General features: G+C 35.7%; 18 protein-coding genes. 4 read left to right on the forward strand and 14 right to left on the reverse strand.

From position 1 onward, the window contains the following. Positions 1 to 168 precede the first annotated feature (168 nt). The 13 genes from O7C57_RS10560 to O7C57_RS10620 all read right to left on the reverse strand — a co-directional run bounded on the left by O7C57_RS10560 (position 169) and on the right by O7C57_RS10620 (position 12,827). Entirely contained in the window at positions 169 to 1,221 is a 1,053-nt protein-coding gene (locus tag O7C57_RS10560; RefSeq protein ID WP_269723106.1) for a hypothetical protein, read from the reverse strand. A gap of 343 nt (positions 1,222 to 1,564) precedes the next feature. Beyond that, the gene (locus O7C57_RS10565; protein WP_269723107.1) at positions 1,565 to 2,626 is read right to left on the reverse strand and encodes a hypothetical protein; all 1,062 of its coding nucleotides are present in this window, start codon (positions 2,624 to 2,626) and stop codon (positions 1,565 to 1,567) included. Positions 2,627 to 2,640: 14 nt separating this feature from the next. After that, positions 2,641 to 3,744, reverse strand: coding sequence for a fimbria/pilus outer membrane usher protein (locus tag O7C57_RS10570; protein ID WP_269723108.1), 1,104 nt, complete (start codon positions 3,742 to 3,744; stop codon positions 2,641 to 2,643). Then, a complete protein-coding gene (locus O7C57_RS10575; RefSeq protein WP_269723109.1) occupies positions 3,741 to 5,207 on the reverse strand; it encodes a fimbria/pilus outer membrane usher protein in 1,467 nt (488 codons plus the stop codon). Before O7C57_RS10575 ends, O7C57_RS10570 begins: the two co-directional genes overlap by 4 nt. Then, positions 5,204 to 5,953 (reverse strand): fimbrial biogenesis chaperone, encoded by a 750-nt coding sequence (locus tag O7C57_RS10580; protein ID WP_154622724.1) that lies wholly within the window; start codon positions 5,951 to 5,953, stop codon positions 5,204 to 5,206. Before O7C57_RS10580 ends, O7C57_RS10575 begins: the two co-directional genes overlap by 4 nt. Continuing rightward, complete coding sequence (locus O7C57_RS10585) at positions 5,944 to 6,693, reverse strand: fimbrial biogenesis chaperone (RefSeq protein WP_269723110.1); 750 nt, start codon at positions 6,691 to 6,693, stop codon at positions 5,944 to 5,946. The genes O7C57_RS10580 and O7C57_RS10585 overlap by 10 nt, the downstream gene beginning before the upstream one ends. Before the next feature lie 21 nt (positions 6,694 to 6,714). Next, positions 6,715 to 7,251 carry a fimbrial protein gene (locus O7C57_RS10590; RefSeq protein WP_269723111.1) on the reverse strand — a complete coding sequence of 179 codons (537 nt, stop codon included), beginning with the start codon at positions 7,249 to 7,251 and terminating at the stop codon, positions 6,715 to 6,717. A 15-nt stretch (positions 7,252 to 7,266) separates the two neighbouring features. Continuing rightward, complete coding sequence (locus O7C57_RS10595) at positions 7,267 to 7,821, reverse strand: type 1 fimbrial protein (RefSeq protein WP_154622726.1); 555 nt, start codon at positions 7,819 to 7,821, stop codon at positions 7,267 to 7,269. After that, positions 7,799 to 8,527, reverse strand: a complete 729-nt coding sequence (locus O7C57_RS10600) for a fimbrial biogenesis chaperone (protein ID WP_154622727.1) — start codon at positions 8,525 to 8,527, stop codon at positions 7,799 to 7,801. Before O7C57_RS10600 ends, O7C57_RS10595 begins: the two co-directional genes overlap by 23 nt. Before the next feature lie 81 nt (positions 8,528 to 8,608). Beyond that, positions 8,609 to 9,136, reverse strand: a complete 528-nt coding sequence (locus O7C57_RS10605) for a fimbrial protein (RefSeq protein WP_154622728.1) — start codon at positions 9,134 to 9,136, stop codon at positions 8,609 to 8,611. A gap of 1,372 nt (positions 9,137 to 10,508) precedes the next feature. After that, positions 10,509 to 10,742 carry a YgdI/YgdR family lipoprotein gene (locus O7C57_RS10610; RefSeq protein WP_154623238.1) on the reverse strand — a complete coding sequence of 78 codons (234 nt, stop codon included), beginning with the start codon at positions 10,740 to 10,742 and terminating at the stop codon, positions 10,509 to 10,511. 325 nt (positions 10,743 to 11,067) lie between these two features. Beyond that, positions 11,068 to 12,351: an arsenic transporter gene (locus O7C57_RS10615; protein WP_269723112.1), complete on the reverse strand. Its 1,284-nt coding sequence runs from the start codon at positions 12,349 to 12,351 to the stop codon at positions 11,068 to 11,070. Positions 12,352 to 12,491: 140 nt separating this feature from the next. Then, positions 12,492 to 12,827: a metalloregulator ArsR/SmtB family transcription factor gene (locus O7C57_RS10620; RefSeq protein ID WP_163861651.1), complete on the reverse strand. Its 336-nt coding sequence runs from the start codon at positions 12,825 to 12,827 to the stop codon at positions 12,492 to 12,494. A 542-nt stretch (positions 12,828 to 13,369) separates the two neighbouring features. Between O7C57_RS10620 and O7C57_RS10625 the strand changes: the two genes are divergently transcribed. From O7C57_RS10625 to O7C57_RS10640, 4 genes are all read left to right on the forward strand, one after another. Then, complete coding sequence (locus O7C57_RS10625; protein ID WP_269723113.1) at positions 13,370 to 13,996, forward strand: GrpB family protein; 627 nt, start codon at positions 13,370 to 13,372, stop codon at positions 13,994 to 13,996. Between the two features lie 38 nt (positions 13,997 to 14,034). Then, positions 14,035 to 14,547 (forward strand): GNAT family N-acetyltransferase, encoded by a 513-nt coding sequence (locus tag O7C57_RS10630; protein WP_196713115.1) that lies wholly within the window; start codon positions 14,035 to 14,037, stop codon positions 14,545 to 14,547. A gap of 670 nt (positions 14,548 to 15,217) precedes the next feature. Beyond that, on the forward strand, positions 15,218 to 16,315 hold the full coding sequence (locus O7C57_RS10635; RefSeq protein ID WP_154635614.1) for a hypothetical protein: 1,098 nt from the start codon (positions 15,218 to 15,220) through the stop codon (positions 16,313 to 16,315). An 80-nt stretch (positions 16,316 to 16,395) separates the two neighbouring features. Beyond that, positions 16,396 to 17,385 (forward strand): patatin-like phospholipase family protein, encoded by a 990-nt coding sequence (locus O7C57_RS10640; protein WP_163861660.1) that lies wholly within the window; start codon positions 16,396 to 16,398, stop codon positions 17,383 to 17,385. Positions 17,386 to 17,567: 182 nt separating this feature from the next. Here O7C57_RS10640 and O7C57_RS10645 read toward each other — a convergent pair whose 3' ends face one another. Beyond that, positions 17,568 to 21,944 carry an AAA family ATPase gene (locus O7C57_RS10645; RefSeq protein ID WP_269723114.1) on the reverse strand — a complete coding sequence of 1,459 codons (4,377 nt, stop codon included), beginning with the start codon at positions 21,942 to 21,944 and terminating at the stop codon, positions 17,568 to 17,570. Positions 21,945 to 21,946: the final 2 nt, after the last annotated feature.

The following is a 21,946-nucleotide window of genomic DNA, read 5'->3' on the forward strand; positions in this document are numbered from 1 at the left end:
GTTAAGTAAAAATAAAATTTATCGGGCTAGTTATCACAATGGAGTGTGAAGCCTAACGAACGTGAGCCACTCTTCACCCGCGACATTGTTATTTACGTCCACTACAGCCAGTATGATTTGTTCCACATATTCGCTTGCGTAATCCTTCACTGCCTGTAGTGATACCGCTTAACGCATAATAACGGAAAGTTCCACGGAACCACGTGCTACGCCGGTTATCCCTGCCCCCTTTGAATATAACTCATATTCAAGCGTTTTCGTCATATTGATATTGTTTTCATTTGCGTTAATACGTCCAAGCTCGACCATCGTCTGATCTAAACGTATCGGTAATTTAGAACCGTTATGGTGTACAAATAATTTCACATATGCGGCAGCTCTACGACTTGCGTTGTTTAAATTAACATCAAAAGCATTACCAGAATAAAACTCTGGTTTAACGTTAGCTGAAATTCCGATATAGGCATCAACTTGATCTTTAAATTGGCTACAATTTATCGTCATAGGACGTTGAACAGAAGCTAATAAAGTACCTTCAGCCGCAGCTGAGTCTTGAATACCAAAATTAATTTTATTCGCAGTCTGTAAATTACATGTTAGTCCAGAAACCGTGATATTTATTGGCTCAGTTTTAGAAACTAATACTACCCATGCCCCTTCATTTAAATTACGCCAGTCTTTAATTGAAGTTCCTATATTATCTTTTAAAAAGTATGTACCACTTTTTTGATTTCCAGTTCCATAAACAAGCAAACGCCCCGTGATTGTTACATTATGAGTTAAACTCATTTCGGGGGTTGATTGGTAAGGTTCAAAAATACATGCTGAGGTATATGGATATTGGTTGGTACCAGAACCCCAGCCATTAAAGTGCCCTGTTACAGTATCTATGGGTAGGAATGGATAAGTCATTTTTGTTCGTTTATCCGTATAAGTAAACTCAGGGACTAGCATTAAGTCATTACTAATCGGTATTCCCCATATGCCATCGACTTCCATCATAATACGTTGATAGCATTGGTTATAGTATCCATTAAAATGATTAGTTAAAGTAACATACTGATATACATCACCAACATTAGCATGTGTAGTCATACGGTTAGTTTTCCAATAATAACCAAATACCCCGACTAAACCTCGCCCATTAAATACCTTAACGTCCGCAGCTAATGTTGGTAACGTTATACTTGTCAAAACTATTGCGAATAAAATCTTTTTCATCATATTACCTAAAAAATAGAAACCGCTATAACCAACTCCTAAGGTTGTTATCGTATCCTTACATTCAAAATAATCTTTTAAAATAAATTAAATCTTATTTGCCAAATGTTCGATTTATATAAGATAAAAAACGACTGTATTGATATCCGCTTAACCACAATGCAAAATTATCTTTTAGACGGTAGCCCGTATGGTTAAATTATGAAAAACTACCATTAGGATTTTATCTCAATATTCAGTCCCTTTTTTAGAGTCAATCACAGTATTAAATCTACTGTCATGGTTATTGGTGAGCTATCGCTAATTTTAAAATGCCTAGTTTAAAATCAATCTTACGATAAACTTAACGCATAATAACCGAAAGTTCTACGGAACCACGTGCTAAACCGGTTATCCTTGCCCCCTTTGAATATAACTCATATTCAAGCGTTTTCGTTATATTGATATTGTTTTCATTTGCTTTAATACGACCAAGCTCGACCATAGTCTGGTCTAAACGTATCGGTAATTTAGAACCGTTGTGGTGCACAAATAATTTTACATACGCAGCAGCTCGATTACTTGAATTAATTAAATTAACGTCGTAATTATTCCCTGAATAGTACTCGGGTTTAACGTTAGCAGATATTCCAATATATGCATCAACTTGATCCTTAAATTGACTACAACTTATGGCTATCGGACGTTGAACAGATGCTAATAGGGTACCTGCTGCTGCATTCGAATCTTGAATACCAAAATTAATTTTATTCGGGGTCTGCAAGCTGCATGTTAGCCCAGAAACAGTGACATTGATGGGATCCGCTTTATCTACTAATTTTACCCATGACCCTTCATTAATATTACGCCAGTCTTTGATCGAGGTGCCTATATTATCTTTTAAATAATACGTACCACTTTTTTGATTCCCAGTTCCATATACTAGCAAGCGACCTGTTAGGAAAACCTCATGTTCGATAACAGTTTCTGGCGTTGTTTGATAAGGTTCAAAAATACAATTCCGGTACCATGGAAATTGATTTGTACCTGAACCCCAGCCATTGAAATGCCCTGTTACTATATCGAATGGGGCAGGCCGAGGATAAACTAATCCCTTTCTTCGCTCATCTGTAAAAATAAACTCAGGCACTAGCATTAGTTCATTACTAATTGGTATTCCGTAAATACCATCAATTTGCATTAGAGCGGGTTGATAGCAACGGTTATATGAATCATTGAAAGTATTGGTTAATGTAACATAGAAATAAGATTCTCCAACGTTACCGTATGTTACCATTTTGTTTTTTGCAGTGTAATTCCCAAACACTCCAACTAAGCCACGCCCATTGAACACCTTAACGTTTGCGGCTAATGATGACATTGTTATACTTGTCAAAATAATTGCGAATAAAATTTTTTTCATCATATTACTCAAACTAGTTATTGGCATGTAACAGTTAAATTACGCAGCGACGAGTAGGTGTTTTCAGTTGATTGACTCATATCAAATGGAACTTGACATTGCTCAGAGTTTGCTCTTCCCCATACTACTGATAATGTCCCTTTTTCAGGTAACCCGCTTATATATACACGACCATTTTCACCAACAATTCCTGATATTAAACTAGAACTATCTTGTTCTGATTGTTGAAGTGATGCTACAGCCCCCATTGGAATAGTTTTTGGACCCGTTAAGGTGAGCATTGCCTGATACCCTTTCAAGGTATTAAACTGAGTTTGAACTAAAGCGCCTTTTGTTGGATAGACATTAACGGATGTTTCTTTACTTTCAACATCTGTTGGTAATGTATTAATATCTAGATTAATAATATTTTGGCTGTATTCCATCATATTAGGCACAATAGCGTAACCCCGAGAGTCAATAACGGCCATCCCATTATTGATACTTGTTCCCGCAGCATCTGGCGCATACACTACAGCAGCAGAATTACCAATGAACTGACCCAATGTAACCCCACCAGGGTGAATGACGGCAGCACCATTTCCATTCACATAAGTAAGTTGGTTTTCACGGCCATAACTGTAACCAACACCCGCATAACCTTTACTTCCTTGATAACCAATATTGATAGAGCTGGATAATTTCTGGTCACGGTTATCGCCACTTTCACTTAACTGATAAGTCAATTTATTGTCTAATAACTGGCCATTAATACCCAACTGTTGATAGGTTCTACCTGTATTATCGTGACTTATTTGGAAGCTACTGTAGATATTTTCAATATCTTTGTTATGTGAAAACAGACTAAATGGTACGCTAACGTTGAAGCTAACTTGGCGGTTTTCAGGCCAGTTTCCATCGCCTTGTGTACGGCTAATACTGTAATCGATACCATAAGATAAACCTTTATAGAAACCGCTATAACCAACCCCTAAGGTCGTTATCGTATCTTTACGTCCCCAATAATCACTCCGCATACCTCTAAAATAAATTGAACCCCATTTACCAAGAGATTGGTTTATATAAGATTGAAAGCTACTACGTTGACGCCCGTTCAACCACGGGGCAACATTATCTTTCAAACGATAACCTGCATGGTTAAAGTCTGAAAACTATAGTAGTCTTTTGTTGAGTACCTCAACGCGGTCAAGTCAATAGATGTACCAAAATCAGATAAGTTCTTTGAGTAACGAAGTCTGAAAGATTGGCCTTGCTTATTTTCATCTCTGATTGTGGCATAGGCATGGGTCGCATCGATTGACATAGCACCAAATGAGCCTAATGAGAAACCTGTACCAACAATACCTGTCCAGTAATGATTAGCCCCTAAAAAACCAGTATAGAGTGTGACCGCTTTTGGTAATCCGTATATGAGTGTCCCCATCAAGAAATTACTTTTTTTATTACCATCGGTTATGCCACCATTGTATTGACCTGCTGTAACTTCATATTTAAATGTTCCAGCTCGTTGCATTACGGGCAATGATGAGAATGCTTGAGTGAATACTCGGACAGAACCATCTTCCTCATGAATTGAAACCTCCAAGTCCCCTGCTGTACCTGTTGGATAAAGGTCATTAATCACAAAGGGTCCTGGTGCAACGTACGTTTGGTATATGGTATTACCATTTTGGCTTATCGTGATGCGGGAATTAGATGATGCAACACCTCTAATTTGTGGCGCAAATCCCCTATCACCTCGTGCTAACATCTGCTCATTGGATAATAAACGAACCCCTTTGACTGGAACACTGTCAAGTACATCATTGAGTGTGCTCGTTTCACCCATTACAATTTCAGAATTTAAGTGCTGAATATCCCTTGAAACGGTTGTATTATTAAAATCGCTTTGACGATTACGTGCGGTCTGACCATCAAATTTATTTTCATTTTCAATGTAAAAATATTGGGAACGTAAACGCCACGCACCAAGATTTAATCCGCCTGTAATGTTGGCAAAAATAGAGTTATTTTTTGTTTTACCGCCAATTCCACCCGTAAATTCTTGTCGGCTCCCACTAACTTGATAGTTTAATACCAAGCCAGGTAAACCTTGGTCAAGAAGCTCTATCGGTACAGCACCTCTAGCCTTCTGGTTCATAGAGATTTGCGGGATATTTAAATTTAGTGTTAATTTTGAAACATCGAATTGAACTTGTGCATTTTCTATTACCGATGATAGAGAGGTAATTTTGTGAGTCGCAGGCATTCCTTTCAATACAGGATTACCTTGAATATTTACGCCGAACTCTTCTAACATCGCAGGCGTAAATTCAGGCACAATGTTACCTTCCTCATCTTGTATGAAATAAATTTCCTTCTGGCCTATCTCTTCTTTATTTATTTTCATAGTAACCATATAACGGCCAGGAGCTACTGTATCAGAACGTGCAAATACAGATAAATCGATACTATCTTTATCTGTTCCTGCCGGCAGGTTTAAAAGGGAAGGATCAAAATAAGGTTCAGCATTTGTGACACCACCAAACAGACAAAACATAAGCGCTATTGAGATAGGTTTTAAGATAAATATTCTGTTATTCATAATATACTCTCATCCAATACGCCAATGCTCAGTTTTGTTATTAATCCATATTCATTTAAAGCTTGCCAAGTCACCTCTCCAGAAACAGATTGAGGTAGTTCAATTTGGTTTTCACTAAACGGAGGAAAACTGTCATCGATTAATTTCATTGGTACTTTATATGAACCAATAGTTAATGAAGTTAATGTTATTGAAAGAGCTGACGGGTTTTTGATCATCAGTTTATTTTTATTTATAGAAAAACGCATTTTGTCCACTTCCTTGTCAATCCGTAATTCTTCAATTGCTTTAGGTCGATACAGCATTTTAAAATAGAGTGTCGGAGTAATAATAAACTCCGAGGTGTTCTTATCTGATACTTCGGGAATAGTTTTTAATGAAACATAAAATACACTTTCTCTATCTTTTGCTAAATTACCATCAGCAACCCGTTGTATTTTCCAACTATAGCGAACACCACTATCTAAACGATGTAATGGTGGTGTGATTAAAAAAATATCTGATTCTTTATTAATCAGTGGTTTCAACGTTTTTTCATTTGCAGCAATGATTTGAGACTGGACGAGTATTGCCTCGTTATTCGCATTCTCTAACATGGTTGAAACACCTTTTTTTTCCGATTCTTTATAAATTATACGTTCAGGTGAAAATAACAAACCATCCGTGATATCTATATTTGCGAAAGAAGACCCCATATAATAAACAAATGAAACAATTAAAATAATGATTTTTTTAACTATTGACATGTTTTCCTCTCGCCTAATATTAGTGAAGCCGTGTTATCTTCACTATCACCACCATAATCATTAACTGCTTTCCATACTATTTTGCTTGAGTGATTTACTTCATCAGTATTGTTTACTAAGTATCTGCTTCTGGGTGGAATTATTACTCCAGATATTTGCGGGTACTGTTTATTATTTATTTTTAGAAAGCTTAACGTTATATGGTATGGTGACGGATTTTCTATACATACATTCTTTTTATGTAAATAAAACTGTAGCCCTTTAATCGCATCTTCACTTGATTGCGTTAATCCATTGGGGCGATAAAATAGCTTTATCACTAAACGTGTACCTATCGATAACCTTGCCACTTGTTCTTCATTATTGTTAGGTGTAACACCGGGTATACCAATAACACTAAAATAAAATAAGGATTCTTTATCTTTAGGCAGTTGAGTTAATTTTTCTTCAGGCAAAATTTTCATTGCCTGCTGACTATTTGGATTCAATCGATATAGTGGTGGCGTAACTAAAAATACGCCTGATTCTTTCTGTCCAATAGGCGTATCAAACACCCCTGATTGCACTAAATATACACTGTCACTATCGTTTTTTAAGGTAATGGATTCTTGCGTTGAATCACCATTCCAAATGATTCTTGTTTGTTCTAAGAGTAGCCCAGCATAAGCATTAGAAGATAACTCTGGTAATAAAGTTAAAGTACCAACCAAACAAAATAATGAAAATATGATTCTACGCATATTAGATACCCTAGAGATTAGCTAGTCAGTGAATACGGTGAATATCATTGACGCTTTAAAACTACCTTTTGCTATTTGACTCGTATTGTTACATTCACCGCAAGATAATGCGGTCGTCACTGTAAAGGTATCACCGATAGCATTACTAGAATTAAGTTGGAAAAGAACATCACCATCTGTTTTTGCAATGTCATCAACTAATAACTTAATACCGACACCTTTTGAAGTTCCACTTTCTTTAAATAAAGGTTTTCCATTAAAAATTTCTGTCTGTCCAGATACAAAAATTTTGCTTTTAGATAAATCGCTAACATTTGCACATCTTGCTAGCTTCAAAGTTATATCTCGATTTAACTTTGTGGTTTCACCTGAATCATTTTTAACAATATCAATTGGAGAAACTTTTTTGTAATCAATCACTGCTTCTGAAACATCAACTTCACAAGTCTTTTTATAAAAAGAGACTTCAAAATCTACATTAACACTATTCATTTGTGCTAATACTGATTGACAAAATACAATCGTTACAAAAGATAAAATTAACCGAAGCACATTCATACCCTCTTTTCTAAATTATGGCATTACAACGGTTAATAAAATTGATGCTTTTGCAGAACCCGCTGTAACGGTGCTATTGTTTGATTGACGTACAAATCCGATTGTCATTGGTAAAGAACCTGTTGTACTACCAGCAGGTAAATAAAAACTTTCATTATTTTTTAAGGTTTTTCCCTTAGAATAGAACCCTACCAACTCTGACACTTCACCATTTTTCAGCATAAAACCAACCCCTTTTGCTCCAGCAGGGTCCGCTGTTAAAAATAGATTAGGATCATTTGATACATCACCTGTTACCATTACTTCCGGCATCACCGTTGTTTCATAATCGCGGCATTGGTATGAAAGTTTAATTGGCGTAATATCGACAGCATCATTTAATCTAAAATCTGCAATAACAGGACGACGAGTCATTTCGATATTTGATGGCGTTACTTCAATGTCACATTCACCTATACTATGTATATCTGCAAGTATTTCTAATTTATTCCCTGCAAAAGATTGCATTGTAGAAGCCATTAATAAACAGGCGACTAAGGTCGATAATTTATGGTTTCGTATGTTCAACATAGCCCCCTAAATCATTAATAGTTACCCAAGTGGTTGGGCCTGTATTCACCGTTGTCGGATAAATGATATTGCTAAAAGGCGCCACCATCGTGTTGTTCTTTTTAGCGGAAATATCTATCTGCTTATTGCCCACTTTTAATGATGCTAATGTAATATAATAGGGAGAGTTGTTTGTGACTTGCACACCGCCTTGAACCGCTGAAAACGTTAGACTTTCTTGCGCTTTATCAGAAGTTTGAACTAACCCAGCTGGGCGATAAAAAACTTTAATCACATTTTCTATTGCAATTTTTACATCGCCTTTCATATTTGAAACATTTAACTCTGCATTTTTTTCACTGCGTGCGATTGCTCTTGCATGTAAGTAATAAATGGATTCACGATCTTTTGGTAAATTCATTGAGCTAGAAGTTTCGGTAATACGAACATCTCGCTGTTGTCCCGGCTTTAAATAGAGCATAGGAGGAAGAATATCAAATACTGTCTCTTGGGTAGAATCACTAGGTGTTTTCGTTAAATATACCTGAACCAGATATTCTTCGTTCTCTGTACTATTGCGAACAGTTACCGGAATAGATTGGCTATTTTGTGGAAAAACAATTCGAGTAGTATTAAGGCCTACCCCAGCAGCTGATAGTCCTGTAATTTCAAGACCAAATATCATCATTCCAATTATTGAGTATCTGATAGTTGACATCAAATTCATAATTTATCTCCAATAGTCATTCTATTAAGTAACAAGTAATAAATGAGATGGCCATTTTCTGCCATCTCATTTAAATAATTATTATTCGTAGCTTACAGAGAATGTAATTGGAGCATCAATGCGTTGTGAAGCAGGTGTTCCTACTGTTGAATATAAGCCAACGTTCATTGCGATTGAAGCAGAAGAACCTTGAGCTAAACCAGTCACAGAAGTTAAATCAACACTTGTGTTAGGTTTAACTGGCTTAGCATCAGCAGTTAATTTAACACCAACAGTTGCATTTGCAGTGTTGTTGAAGTAATCACCATTCGCGTCTAGTGCAGTTCCTTTAGCGAATAATTGCACTGATGCACCTGTTTGGTCTTTGCTACAATTAGTTAATTGTAGAGTGAAGTCTTTTGCGCTTGCAGCAATATCACCAGCCGCTTGAATATCAGCAGAAATGTGAGTACCTAAGTCAATATTAGGATTGCTAACGCTTAAATCACAGGTTGCCGCTGCGATTTGACCTGAAACATTTACTTGAGCGTTTTGAACTGCAGAAGCAGCACCAGTAAATCCTAAACCAGCAGCAACACATAGAGCAATCATATTTTTTTGATTAAACATAATAAGACCTTAAATTTTTATTAATAATTGGGTGTAAGTTAATATTTACCCTACGATTACAACACCCTTTTAATCGCAGGACTTAAATAGAAATGAATTGATTTCAACTTCATGAATGGGCTAATCGATTCTTTTCCAGTTTTCTTCTTAAATAAGTTTATTTATAAACTCTAAATTCATTTTTCCGTATACACTTCCATGTTTCCATACACATTTCCATTATGTTTCCCTATTTGCATCCGCGTTTAATTGGTTAAAAAACTTAAATAACTCAACTAACAGAATCGCTAGAGATTCCAATCAAGCAAAGCTCTTCTTATTAGCTGAAAAAACTTAAATTACTCAATTGACGGGATTGACGGAGATTCTAATCCAAAAAAAATTTTTTTCTAGAGGGGGTATTCATGCAGTGAGTAAGCAAATGTAATTGGCTTTTATTTTTAATAAGTCAATGATTAAATATTCTTCATTAAAAATGAAAGTAAAACACCCTGTTGTTCTTAGCTGCGATTTAACACCTATTTAACTTACTCATATTATGCACATCATTGCCAGAAAACAATAACTCTATGAATAAAAAGATATTTTTACATTTCAAATAATAATTTGAAAATTGATTTGAAATAAAAAATTAACATCAAACAAAAAAACAACACATAATACATATTAAAAATTGAAACTCATCAACCCCCTAATTAAGGTTGAATATTGAATTAAAAACAGATTTTTCTTAACAATTATTATTGTTTTATTGAAATATATGTTTACATGTAGTTACTAACATATAAATATAATAGCCTATTACTTAAATATTTTTTTAATTTAACTAAAATTTTTTTACTGCCAAATGTAAGAATATATACTATAAGTATAAAAAGATGTGTAAATACTCAATTCGTATCCTTAAATTTAAAACCCAACATAGTGAAGTAGTGTTATTATTCCATTTTGTAACAATGTAATGTATCGAAAGCATTTACAGTAAGATAAGGTGTTAGCAATTAGTAGTTAATACTGATTTAAGGCATTAATATCATATTATTTGAGTTTGTTCACAATATTGTTTATGGAGTGATTATCGTAAGAAACTAAACTTGCATGATTGAAGATAGTGTTTTCATCTTCAGGATGATATGTATTGATAATAAGATGAATACAGCAAATACTTATTGATAATAATACTGACGACTTGGTTAAGGCGGTTAAACTCAGTTTCACATCTGCTTGATGAACATTAATTGATCATTAATTTGCTTTTTTATAACCAAATCACATCGAAAAATTCCTTTCAAGAAAACATTTTATTTCTTGAAAGGAATATAGCCGCATCGGCATTATGAAAATGTCACTACTAAATATTTTAGTTTAGTCATTAATTTTCAAGTTCACTCATATTGGTGATCTCATTGCGGTTAATTTGCTCATTTTTTCCTGTTTGAGCATCTTTATAAGAAACCAATCCGGTATCATTATCAACCTGAGGTTTACCATCGGTGATAATAGTACGTCCATCCGTGGTTTTTATTGCTTGGTTTGAAGAGCAGCCTGTTACAGTAAAGGCGACAAGAGAGCTTAGAATAACAGCAAACAATGTAACTTTTTTCATATGTTCTCCTTATGTATCGATATTTATGTAACAAGTTCAGTATAGGTAAATTTCTATGCATTGTTAACCTATCCTATGAATAATTACTTAACTATAAAAAATTTTCATTAACGTAAATAAATTTATTTACAGATGAATTTATTGATTTATGTGACAGTACCTACCCTAAATAAATTATTTACCGTCAAAAATTGGCTTCAGGAATAGCGGTATAGACATGATTTTGAGTGTCAGCACATCAATAAATTATTCCAACAAAGCCAACGTTTATCAGATAGGATAACATTGCGCTTTTTGGCGGCGTTCAACGCAATGCCACATTCACTTAAATAGATAGTCTGAGTGCTAAAGCAATCAATGTTACTGTCAGCACAGGAATGGTCATAATAATACCGACTTTAAAATAATATCCCCATGTAATAGTCATATTTTTTTGCGATAATACATGTAGCCAAAGTAAAGTCGCCAAACTTCCAATCGGCGTAATTTTAGGCCCCAAATCAGCACCAATAATATTCGCATATACCATCGCTTCCTTGATCAGCCCAGTAGCACTGCTGCCCTCAATTGACAACGCACCGATCAATACAGTTGGCATATTATTCATAATTGATGATAAGAAAGCAGTGATAAATCCAGTGCCTATTGTTGCGCTCCATAAACCGCCATCAGCAAGATAGCTTAATATGTTTGAAAGATAAGTGGTTAATCCTGCATTTTTTAAACCATAGACAACCAAATACATACCCAGTGAGAAAATCACTATCTGCCATGGCGCACCCTGTAATACTTGTCGGGTATTGATCACGCGACCTTTAGAAGCAATAACCCAGAGAATTAACGCCCCTATCGCAGCAATAGCACTTATTGGAAGACCTAAAGGTTCTAATACAAAAAAACCTATCAATAACAGTACCAATACAAAGCAACCTGCCTTGAATGTTTTTAGATCTTTAATCGCTAAGGTTGGTTTACTGAGCTTTGTTACATCATACTGCTGTGGAATATCTTTGCGATAAAGCCAGTGTAATATCACTAATGTTGCAATGATCGATGCAATGTCGACAAAAACCATAATGGATGCATATTCAGAAAATCCAATATTGAAAAAATCGGCAGAAACAATATTAACTAAATTAGAGACAATCAGTGGTAAGCTAGCTGTATCTGCAATAAACCCCGCCGCCATGACAAAAGCTAACGTTGTTCCTTTATTGAACCCCAACGCCAATAGCATAGCGATAACGATGGGAGTTAAAATTAAAGCTGCTCCATCATTGGCAAATAAAGCGGCCACCATTGCACCAAGCAAAACGATATAACTGAATAGTAACCGCCCTTTTCCATTCCCCCATTTAGCAACATGTAATGCAGCCCATTCAAAGAAACCGCTTTCATCTAAAATCAAACTAATCATAATGATGGCAATAAAAGTGGCCGTTGCGTTCCAAACAATATTCCAAACAATCGGAATATCTTGAAAATTAATCACACCAAAAGTGAGTGCCAGTATTGCCCCTATTGTTGCACTCCATCCGATGCTAAGCCCCTTAGGCTGCCAAATAACCAACGTGATCGTCAGAACAAAAATGAATACTGCAATAAACATAACAACCTCAATTTCTAAAGGCTAACTCGCCTTTTTAGTTCGAATCACAATAAAGTGTTGAGAGACCAATGGCCCAAATATGATTTATCATGATCACGCCTTCATATACGATTTATCATATATGTTAAGATAAAAATTTTTTATGAAGAACAGTGACTAGCAGAATTTTTATTTTCTAGCGCATTAACTAATTCTGATATTCGATGTTTTTCTGCTAGATATGTTAGGTCAATGATATCTTTTATCCATGGCAATAATGCGGGTGATAAGCGGTAGTGAACCCATTTGCCATGCTTTGAATCCCGTAATAAGCCAGATTCTCTTAACATAGCCAGATGACGAGATGTTTTCGGCTGAGATAAATTCAAAGCAGTATAGATATCACAAACACACAATTCACCAGAGGCTTTTAGTAACAAGATAATGTCTAACCTAGTTTGATCTGCCAGTATTTTAAATAACTGTAAGGGTTCCATACTCACTCCTTTTCTATCTTCGAGTAATATAATGCCAATGAACATATTCGTCAAATCAGATATGTAGTATCTGTCATGTTAGTCACCCTTTTTATAAATACCTTTTTCTAGCTAAACAAATCTCTGCTTGTATGCGTTATCGCTCAATCTTACCTAAAGCAGGTGTTTTTCCATTTATCAAAATTTTTCTAATTTGTAAGTTATTTGAATATATTCCTAAACTAAATACCGTCTATCTTTCCTATCTATACATTGATAACGTCACTCCGTAGCTCAGGGATAAGCAGCTGGATCCTTGTGCACATGACACAGCAATCAATATTGATCCTACCTAAAAAATTTATTGCGGTATGTTTCTGAATATAATATAAAAACCAGAGAATCCCCCCTTCGTCAGGATTTAAAGATGAAGCATCACTCACTACTCGTCGGAGTAGGAATATAGATGGTTGATATGACATGACCATGAAAATTATCAAAGCTCCCGATACTAATTTAGCGACATTAACTTGCCCCATATACGATTAATGATGAGTTGAAAAATGAATCCATTTAGTAAAACCTTAGATGCATTATCTCCAGAAGAAATTGCCGCGGTGATGACCTTTGAAGATGGCGACCCAAATGAAAATCCATGGGTACTCGAAAAACCACGAGCATTGAAAATTGATGTTAGCGATTATGATCCCAGATGGGCAGAATGCTTTATACAAGAAAAAAAACGTATTATGGCGATATTGGGGGATACCGCACGGCATATTGAACATGTTGGTTCAACCGCAGTGCCTGGCTTGTCCGCTAAGCCAATCATTGATATTGATTTAATCGTGGCAGATCCAACCGATGAAAGCCGTTATATTCCACAGCTAACTGCTTTGGGATATGTGCATACCATTCGTGAACCCTCTTGGTATGAACACCGAATGCTTTACTTAGATAACCCGCAAGTCAACCTACATGTTTTTGCCCCCCACTGCCCTGAACATCTTCGTCATCGATTATTCCGTGATTGGCTGATCACCCATCCTGATGACGTTAAAACTTACGCGGCCAGTAAAATGCAAGCCAAAAAAGGGATTAATACAATGATGGATTATAACCAGAAGAAAAATGATACTGTGCGGTCAATTTATGAAAAATTATTTACTTCACTAAAAAATAAAATGTAACTAAGCAATAGCCCATTTCCGTGATGAGCTATAAATACATGCGTAAAGACCATATTAACGAGGAAGTCATGCATAGAGTCATTCGCCAATTAAATAAGAACGATATTCAATTACATCTCCCTGTCTTGGCAGAATTGTTACACCAAGAATGGCGTGCATTCACACCATGGGCAACCCCAGAAACGATCACTAACCGATTACAAGCTCGTATATTAGCGACAAATTTAAATGAGGTTTGGTGTGTTTGGCAAAACAATCAGTTAGTGGCTACGGCAAGTATCATCGATAAAGAAATAGACTTTATTGATGACGCACAATGGTGGATCGGTGAAATCTACACTCATCCCACATATCGAGGGCAAGGAATTGCGTCAGCGCTTATCCAAAATGTCACCGATGATTATTGGAAAAAAACAGACCAAGATTTATATCTATACACCCCAGATCAACAGAAGTTATATCAAAAGATGGGCTGGTCCATAACTCAAAACTTAATATACCAAGATGAAATGGTCAGTATAATGAAAAGGACAAAGCATATTGACTTTTAAGAATACTTAAAGGTGATTTTTTAATTAATCACCTATTTCTTACTCAAGATTGAATTACTCCATTATGTTGTATAATTGGCAGGAATTTAAACACCTGAATAGAATCATTTGATTGTTTAATTATTATTGAATTTATTTTTCATTTTACATGTTTATATTGCTAGTGTATTTCAAACTTTTGATTTTATTTTTACAACATAAATAATAAAGTTTATTAAGTATACGGTAACCCCCTTAACATCGATGTTCTAGAAGAATTCAACACAATACAACAAGGCACCTTCCTAATTGAAAAGGATGTCAAATCTATAAATGAACGATATTTAATATTGTTATTTTTATTTCTTTGACCTAATATGTGATTTATTAAAGTTACCATGTTTTTATTGTTTGATTTGTTATTTTTTAGGTTGCCTTACTCTCTAAGAAACCCGTAAAAAATCTATCATTTGATTGTTGCGCTACAGCGTATTAAAAACATCAACCTTTAAATACACCACCTTACTAAATTAAACGTTTGTATGATATTAGATAAATCATAAAACCATTTGACGTGTATTAACGCACTCATGAAAGAGGGATTGCCATTAATTAAAATTAGCCAAAGTTAACTATGAATTATTTTAATAACATTAACTAGATACTATTGCTTATATATCAGGAGCGTTTTATGAAAAATATCAAAAAAAAAAGAGCCAGCACCGATCTTATTACTTACTTGAATTACCTATCCACATGGGAAACAGAAAGTGAAGAGAATATAGACATATTAATCAATGAACATAACCTATTCTTAATGCTAGGTGACTTTGATTCTGACCATATCGTAGATAAGGAATTCGATTATATTTATCATCTAGCGAGTAATATGAAGCTTGAAACCACTGCTGATGATGGTATTAGAATAACTGCTGACGCTGCTGCTATCGCTTCTATCTGGTCATTAGGCTTAAGTATGGCTGTATTTGCAAACCTTGAGGCATCTAGAGTCATTTTAGAAGGTGTTATTTCAAAGCATGCGAAAGAACTCAATGAACGATTAAAAAATGCAGATAATAATATTTCGCATGAAATTGGCAGTAATGTTCATGACTATATCACTCACTATAAAAAGAATAATACATTAATCGCAGCAAAAGCACCTGCTGGATTAGATGCAAGAATTTGTAGAAGTCACTTATTTCAATTTATGGGTGCGATAGAAAGAAAAGAAAAAAAATTAGATGCAAGAATCTTTCGGTTATATGCAGAATCTGCGCGACTACTCTTCCATAGCGATGAAATTAATAAGGTATACAATGCGTTAGATGAATTGAACTTTAGCAAAAAAACAGATGATGATGTTAAAAGATGTATAGATATTATTAAAAATATTAATATACCACCTGATGCGATATATGCTTTTAATATTATCCTTCCTTTAAGTTTTTCTATCATGATTTATAAGTTAAAAATTTCAATGAACACAATTAAAAAACAGTCAGAAGAAGTCGGCATTCCCGCAGAGGAAGTGAGTCCCTGTTCATTTGAAGTCATGGATGCAATAGGTAGATTTGCAACAGTTATCACTATCACACTTAACATGGTTGATATTTTTTTAGCTATCTTAGATATAGTGGCAGTAATACAACAATGTAAGGAGCTGTGTGATAAAATAAATGGAGTCATTAGAGTTAATTATAAAGCATACTACAATGGTATTAAATTAGCATCTAATGAATATAAAAAAGCCATAAAAAACTATAGGGAATCAATAATAACTGATTAATTTACTTATTTTTTCTTCAACTCTGATATCAAACAAAATTTAATATCAGAGTTTTTTTAAATAACGCAGAAAGGTCAAAAATGTCATTTAATATGATAAGTTTTGATGGTGGAGGCATTAGAGGCTTAATCTCTGCTGTCATTATTAAAAAGCTAGATGAAAAATACCACATCCTCAATAAAACTAATGCATTTATTGGCACATCGACTGGAGGTATATTAGCTATTGCTCTTGCTAATGAGATCCCTATCTCCAAGATCATAGAGAGCTATACTGATAATGCATCCATTATATTTATGCCGAATAATAAATTCTCTGCTGAGGGTTTAATACCTGAAAATATTCTAAGTCTATTCCACAGTAAATATACTCATGTTGGAATGAAGAAAATTTTCAATCGCTTTTTTGGTGAAAAAAAACTCTCTGAATCAAAAAAAATCATTATCGTTAACACTGCGCAGTTACTAAATACGACTAAACAAGGCTGGGAACCGGTAATTTTATCTAATTGCGTTGATAATATTTATAAAAATATCAAAATGATTGATGCTGCATTAGCCACGGCAGCAGCACCAACTTATTTTCCACCCTATCGTATAGATGAAAATAATTTAGGTTATTGTGTGGATGGTGGCGTTTTCGCGAATAATCCAACCACGATCGCCATCAGTGAAATCATCTCACAACAGTTAGTCTCTAGCCTGAGTGAGCTTTGTGTACTATCAATAGGAACCGGATATAAAGCCACAGGAATACCATTAATAGAAATGAGTAATCCTCTCAACGTAGGGGCAAATTTTTGGTTGCTACCTCATATCCATAAAGGACAAAAAAATATAGCGCCATTTTCAATTTTACAATTGATCTTAGACACCTCTTCTGAAATTGTTACCAAACAAGGTTCCCAATTATTAAAAGATAACTTTAAAAGAGTTAACCCCACATTGAGTAAAGATATTCAATTAGATGATTGGCACAGTATAAACTTAATATTAACAGAAACTGATAACTACCTTTTAAGTCAAGAATGGGAAGAGGTCTGTAACTGGGTTCAAGACAGATGGAAATAATGATCATTTATTATGACTGAAAATTAATCATATGATTAACAGACGATAAATATAACCAATCTCCTATGTTACCCTACTGACTACATCAAGTTTACCCTATTCAAGTAATCCTTTGTCAATATCAATGACAGTAGTCATGTAGGGCATGCAAATAAATTCACCTCTAGATGATAAATGGCTGGTTATGAATCAGCTTTTCTGCAACTTTCAACCTGTTCTAACTTTCTTTTTATTTCTTCACTCGCATCATCAAATAGCGCCCTTCTGACTGCATTGCTGTATTTAGCTCGACAATATGGCATTAAAAGCGTTGAGATCATCCAGTTTCGCACTTCTTCATCAGGGTCCTTAGCAAGTGTCAAATAAATATCTTCACTACTTGTGATGGAAAATATACCGAATAATGTGCTTATTAATTTTTTCCTAATTTCCTTATCAGGATCTTGAACGAGTACTTGCTGAGCGTCTAATGACAATTGATTTACGTAGTTAGATTCTTCCATGAGTTTTATTTTGATACTAGCATTAGTCTCTGCCGCTAATTGTGCTTGAATATTCGAGTGCAGACGAGTGTAACCAGCAAGCGCAAGGCGCACATCAAAATGTGAATCATGAGCGAGTATTTGCTGTACTTCTTCACTTAATGGTGTTCCCATCCAGCTTTCATCACGTTTAGCCAACGCAACTCTTACGCTAAGTAAATCGTCTTTCGCTAATATTAGCTGTGCCGCCGGATCTAATTGATCATATGCCGCCAAAAGCTCTCGAATTTCAGGTTCTTTGTCTCTCGCTAGCATCTCTTGAGTCGTTCGTTTAAGGTAAAACATGATGTTGTTTTTGCCTTTGAGTAAGGTAGCGCGAACGTCTTTTTCTGGAGATTGGGCAAGTATTATCTGTGAGGATTTATCTAAATCATCGCAGCCAGCTAAAGCTTGACGAACTATAGGTGAAGGATCCCGAGCTAACTGTCGCTGTATTTCACTTTCTAGCCATAAATTATTAGTCAGCGCAGCTCTCACTGAGGCAACGGTATCACTCATTAATTTTAGCTTAACGTCATAACAAATATTGTTATTCGCAGCCAAAATTTCACGTACACTTGCACTTTTATGATTTACAAGCTCTTTCTGTACGATTTTAGATATAGCGGTATTTTTCGCCAGTACTTTGGCTAATTCAAGTAACTCATCACCTTGTTTTAGTAAAATGAGCTGTAATGCCTCAGGTAATTGCTTGTTACTGGCTAGAGCGAGTTTACTTTTAGAAATAGTATTGGAGGTTAAACCAAATATATTCATTCTCCCCATCAATGAAGAGTCTGAGTCTTTCCGCCAATCACATATTTGCTCCATCAGACTTTCACCTATTTTAGGGTTTGACGCTAATATTTCTCGCACATCTTCTGAGCCTTTTTTGAATAGTCGGAGATACTGCGATTCACTCAATTGTAAGTTATGTGCTAGGCTTTTTTGCACATCCTCAATATCTTCAATTAACTTATCGGCAACTGAAGGCGTCAATGAAAAATTATCTGCAAGGCGAGTTCGTACTTCTGTATTACTGTTTTCAGATAATAAAGCTTGTATCGTACTATCAAGGGATGGGTTACTGGCTAAACAAAGCAGAACCTCAGGATCGTCTATTTCTAAAAGTTGCTGCTGTATTATTAGGCTAATACACGGATTCCTAGCGAGTGTTTCATATATTTCAGGATCCTGTTCAAATAATATTTGCTGGATTTCATCCTGTAAATTTATTGCACCGGCGAGTGTTTTACGCACTCTAGGCTCAGCGTCATCAGCCACATGCTGTTGTATGACAAGCGGTATCTCACGATAGCGATAGCCATATTTCACTAATATTTCACGGACCTCTGCACTTTCATCCTTAACTAATATTTCAGCGACCTCTTGTGAGATACTGTTATTCATCGCTAAATCATTACGTACTGGTTCGCAAGGATCTTGTGCCAGTAATATTTGGGCTTCAATGTTAATTTTTCGATTGCGTGCTAACGCTCGACGAACATCTTCGAATTGACTTTGACTCAGTGTTGATTGGAATTCATCCGGTAAAGTATCTAGATGAGAATTACCCGCAAGTTCAATCTGCACTTCTTCTATATCTTGCAGTAATGCTTGTACCGCGGCATGTGACAATGAATTGTGGTTAGCTAATTTTTTACGCACTTTAACATCAGTATGCTGCGCTAAAATTAACTGTGTTTCAGCTGAAATACTTTCGTTATCAGCCAAAGCTAAAAGAACCTTTGGCTGATCTTTGATTAGGATTTTCTTCGTTTTATCAGATAATTTTGACCCACCATCACGACTTGCTAATTCGATACGAATGTCAATATCCCTATCTCGCGCTAAGATTAGCTGGGCCTCTTCAGTTAGGTCATCGTAATACTCAGTTAATGTTGCTCGAACATCATAAGATTCATCTCGAGCAAGAATTAATTGTACTTCATCTGTCAATTCAGCAAATTTAGCTAGAGCCTCGCGGACATCTGAACATGTATCTCGAGCAAGTTGCAATTGCGCCTTCAACGATAAATTATTGTTATGGACTAGGCTGGTACGTACTTCAACCTCTCTATCTTTAGTTAATAAAAGCTGTTGTTCAGAACTTAGATTTTCATTACGAGCAACTAATTGGCGAATAGTGATATCTTCATCCTGTAATAAGCAATCGAGCAATAAATTGTGAGTGCTTTTACTCGCTAGAAGCTTTTTATGCTCCATTGTGAGTTTTAAACGTTGATATTGTGAGGCCAATAAATCATGAGGAGCATGAGGGTGAATACACGCTAAATGCAATAAATCTAGGTCATAGTCTGCTTGCCCTTCTCCTATATTAATTCGCATGCTCAACAGCCGTTCAGGGCAATTCGGATTTTCGTATACGGCTGTCCTAATTTCTGGTTCAGAATCATTAGCTAACTTCTCTAATAAATCATCGGGGCAATCTTCATTAGTTGCGACACTTTTACGACGAATAGCATTAGGGTCATCCGCCAGTCTTAGCATCTGTGCAACACTGAGACCTTCAATTGTCGATGCCGGTTTAAGCTTAAGTTTTTCAAATAATTCTTCGTATTTAGCAACTTGCTCCCGCAGTGTTTCTCTTAAAGGTACAGTTTGCTCAATAGCAAATTCTAACTCTTTAAAGTTTAATTCTCGGCTATCGAGAAACACGGATTCTTTGGCTTCGTTCACCGCATTTTGAATATCAGCACCTGCAAAATCTCTACACTTAGTAACGAGTTTGCTACGCTCTTCAGCTTTAAGCGTTAATCCCGTTCCCTTAAGATGAATATCGAGAATTGCTCCCCGTTCAGCGGCATTTGGAAAACCGACATAAAAGACCTCATCAAAACGCCCTTTACGTAATAATTCAGGTGGCAACACCGTAATATTATTTGCTGTAGCAATGACAAACACGGAACCTGTTTTTTCTTGCATCCATGTCAGAAAATAACCAAAAAGCCGTGATGAAACCTCTGAGCCACTGCCATTGTTCATACCAACAAACGCTTTTTCCAACTCATCTATCCAGAGAATACAAGGACTCACAGATTCAGCCATGGTTAATGCACGGCGCATGTTGTTTTCACTCTCACCAACATATTTACCAAGTAATGAACCGATATCTAAACGTAATAATGGCAGTTGAAATAAGCTTGCAGCGGCCTTAGCCGTTAATGATTTACCACAACCTGGCATACCGGCTATCAAAACCCCCTTTGGCGTTTGTATTTTTGCAGTAACAGCCTCTCCCAAACGGCAGAAAATCTGTGAGCGACGATGAAGCCAACTTTTAAGATTTTCAAGACCACCAATATCTGAAGCATTTTCACTGACTTTAATCATCTCAAGCACACCACTTTTAGCGATGATTTGCTCTTTTTCATGTTGAATGAGAGCCAGCCCTGCTTCGTCAAGTTGCTCTTGTTTCTGGCGAACCATAGCAAGTGCTTGGCGAATTTCTTCCTGACTTAAACCACTACAAGCCGCACATAAACGCGGTTTTAGCACTTCAGGAGTGCGTAAACTCACTTGTTGGCACACTATATCGACTAGGTTCGATATCTCTTCACCATGAGGAAGTTTTAGCGGTAAGAGCGTAATTTGTGCTTCGATTTGAGCAGGTATATATAGACTTTCTGATACGAGGATCACCGCAGAATGACCACGGTGATGACGTTGAATGCGGTTTAATAATTGTTTCAGTCTAGCGACTGCCAGTGGATGGTTTTCTAGAGCATTTTTAGCATCTTTAATAATGAATAGCTTACCTGTTAAGTCATCATCAAGTAAGGTCATTAAACCATTGGCTAGTTCAATATTTTCATTTTGGCAATCGCGCGGCTGTTTATGATAAAAATCAACCCAACCATAACCAAGGTTCCATTCTTTGGGATATAACTCTAATTCTGAGGCAACCTCTTGTAATAAGGCATCAACCCTAGCTTCTTCACCTGACTGTATGTATAAGCCTGGATATCCAACAGATAAATAAGTTATTAACTTTTCTTTAATTTCAGATCGATTCATTG

Origin of the sequence: Providencia sp. 21OH12SH02B-Prov (assembly GCF_027362595.1) — a bacterium.
GTDB lineage: Bacteria > Pseudomonadota > Gammaproteobacteria > Enterobacterales > Enterobacteriaceae > Providencia > Providencia zhejiangensis.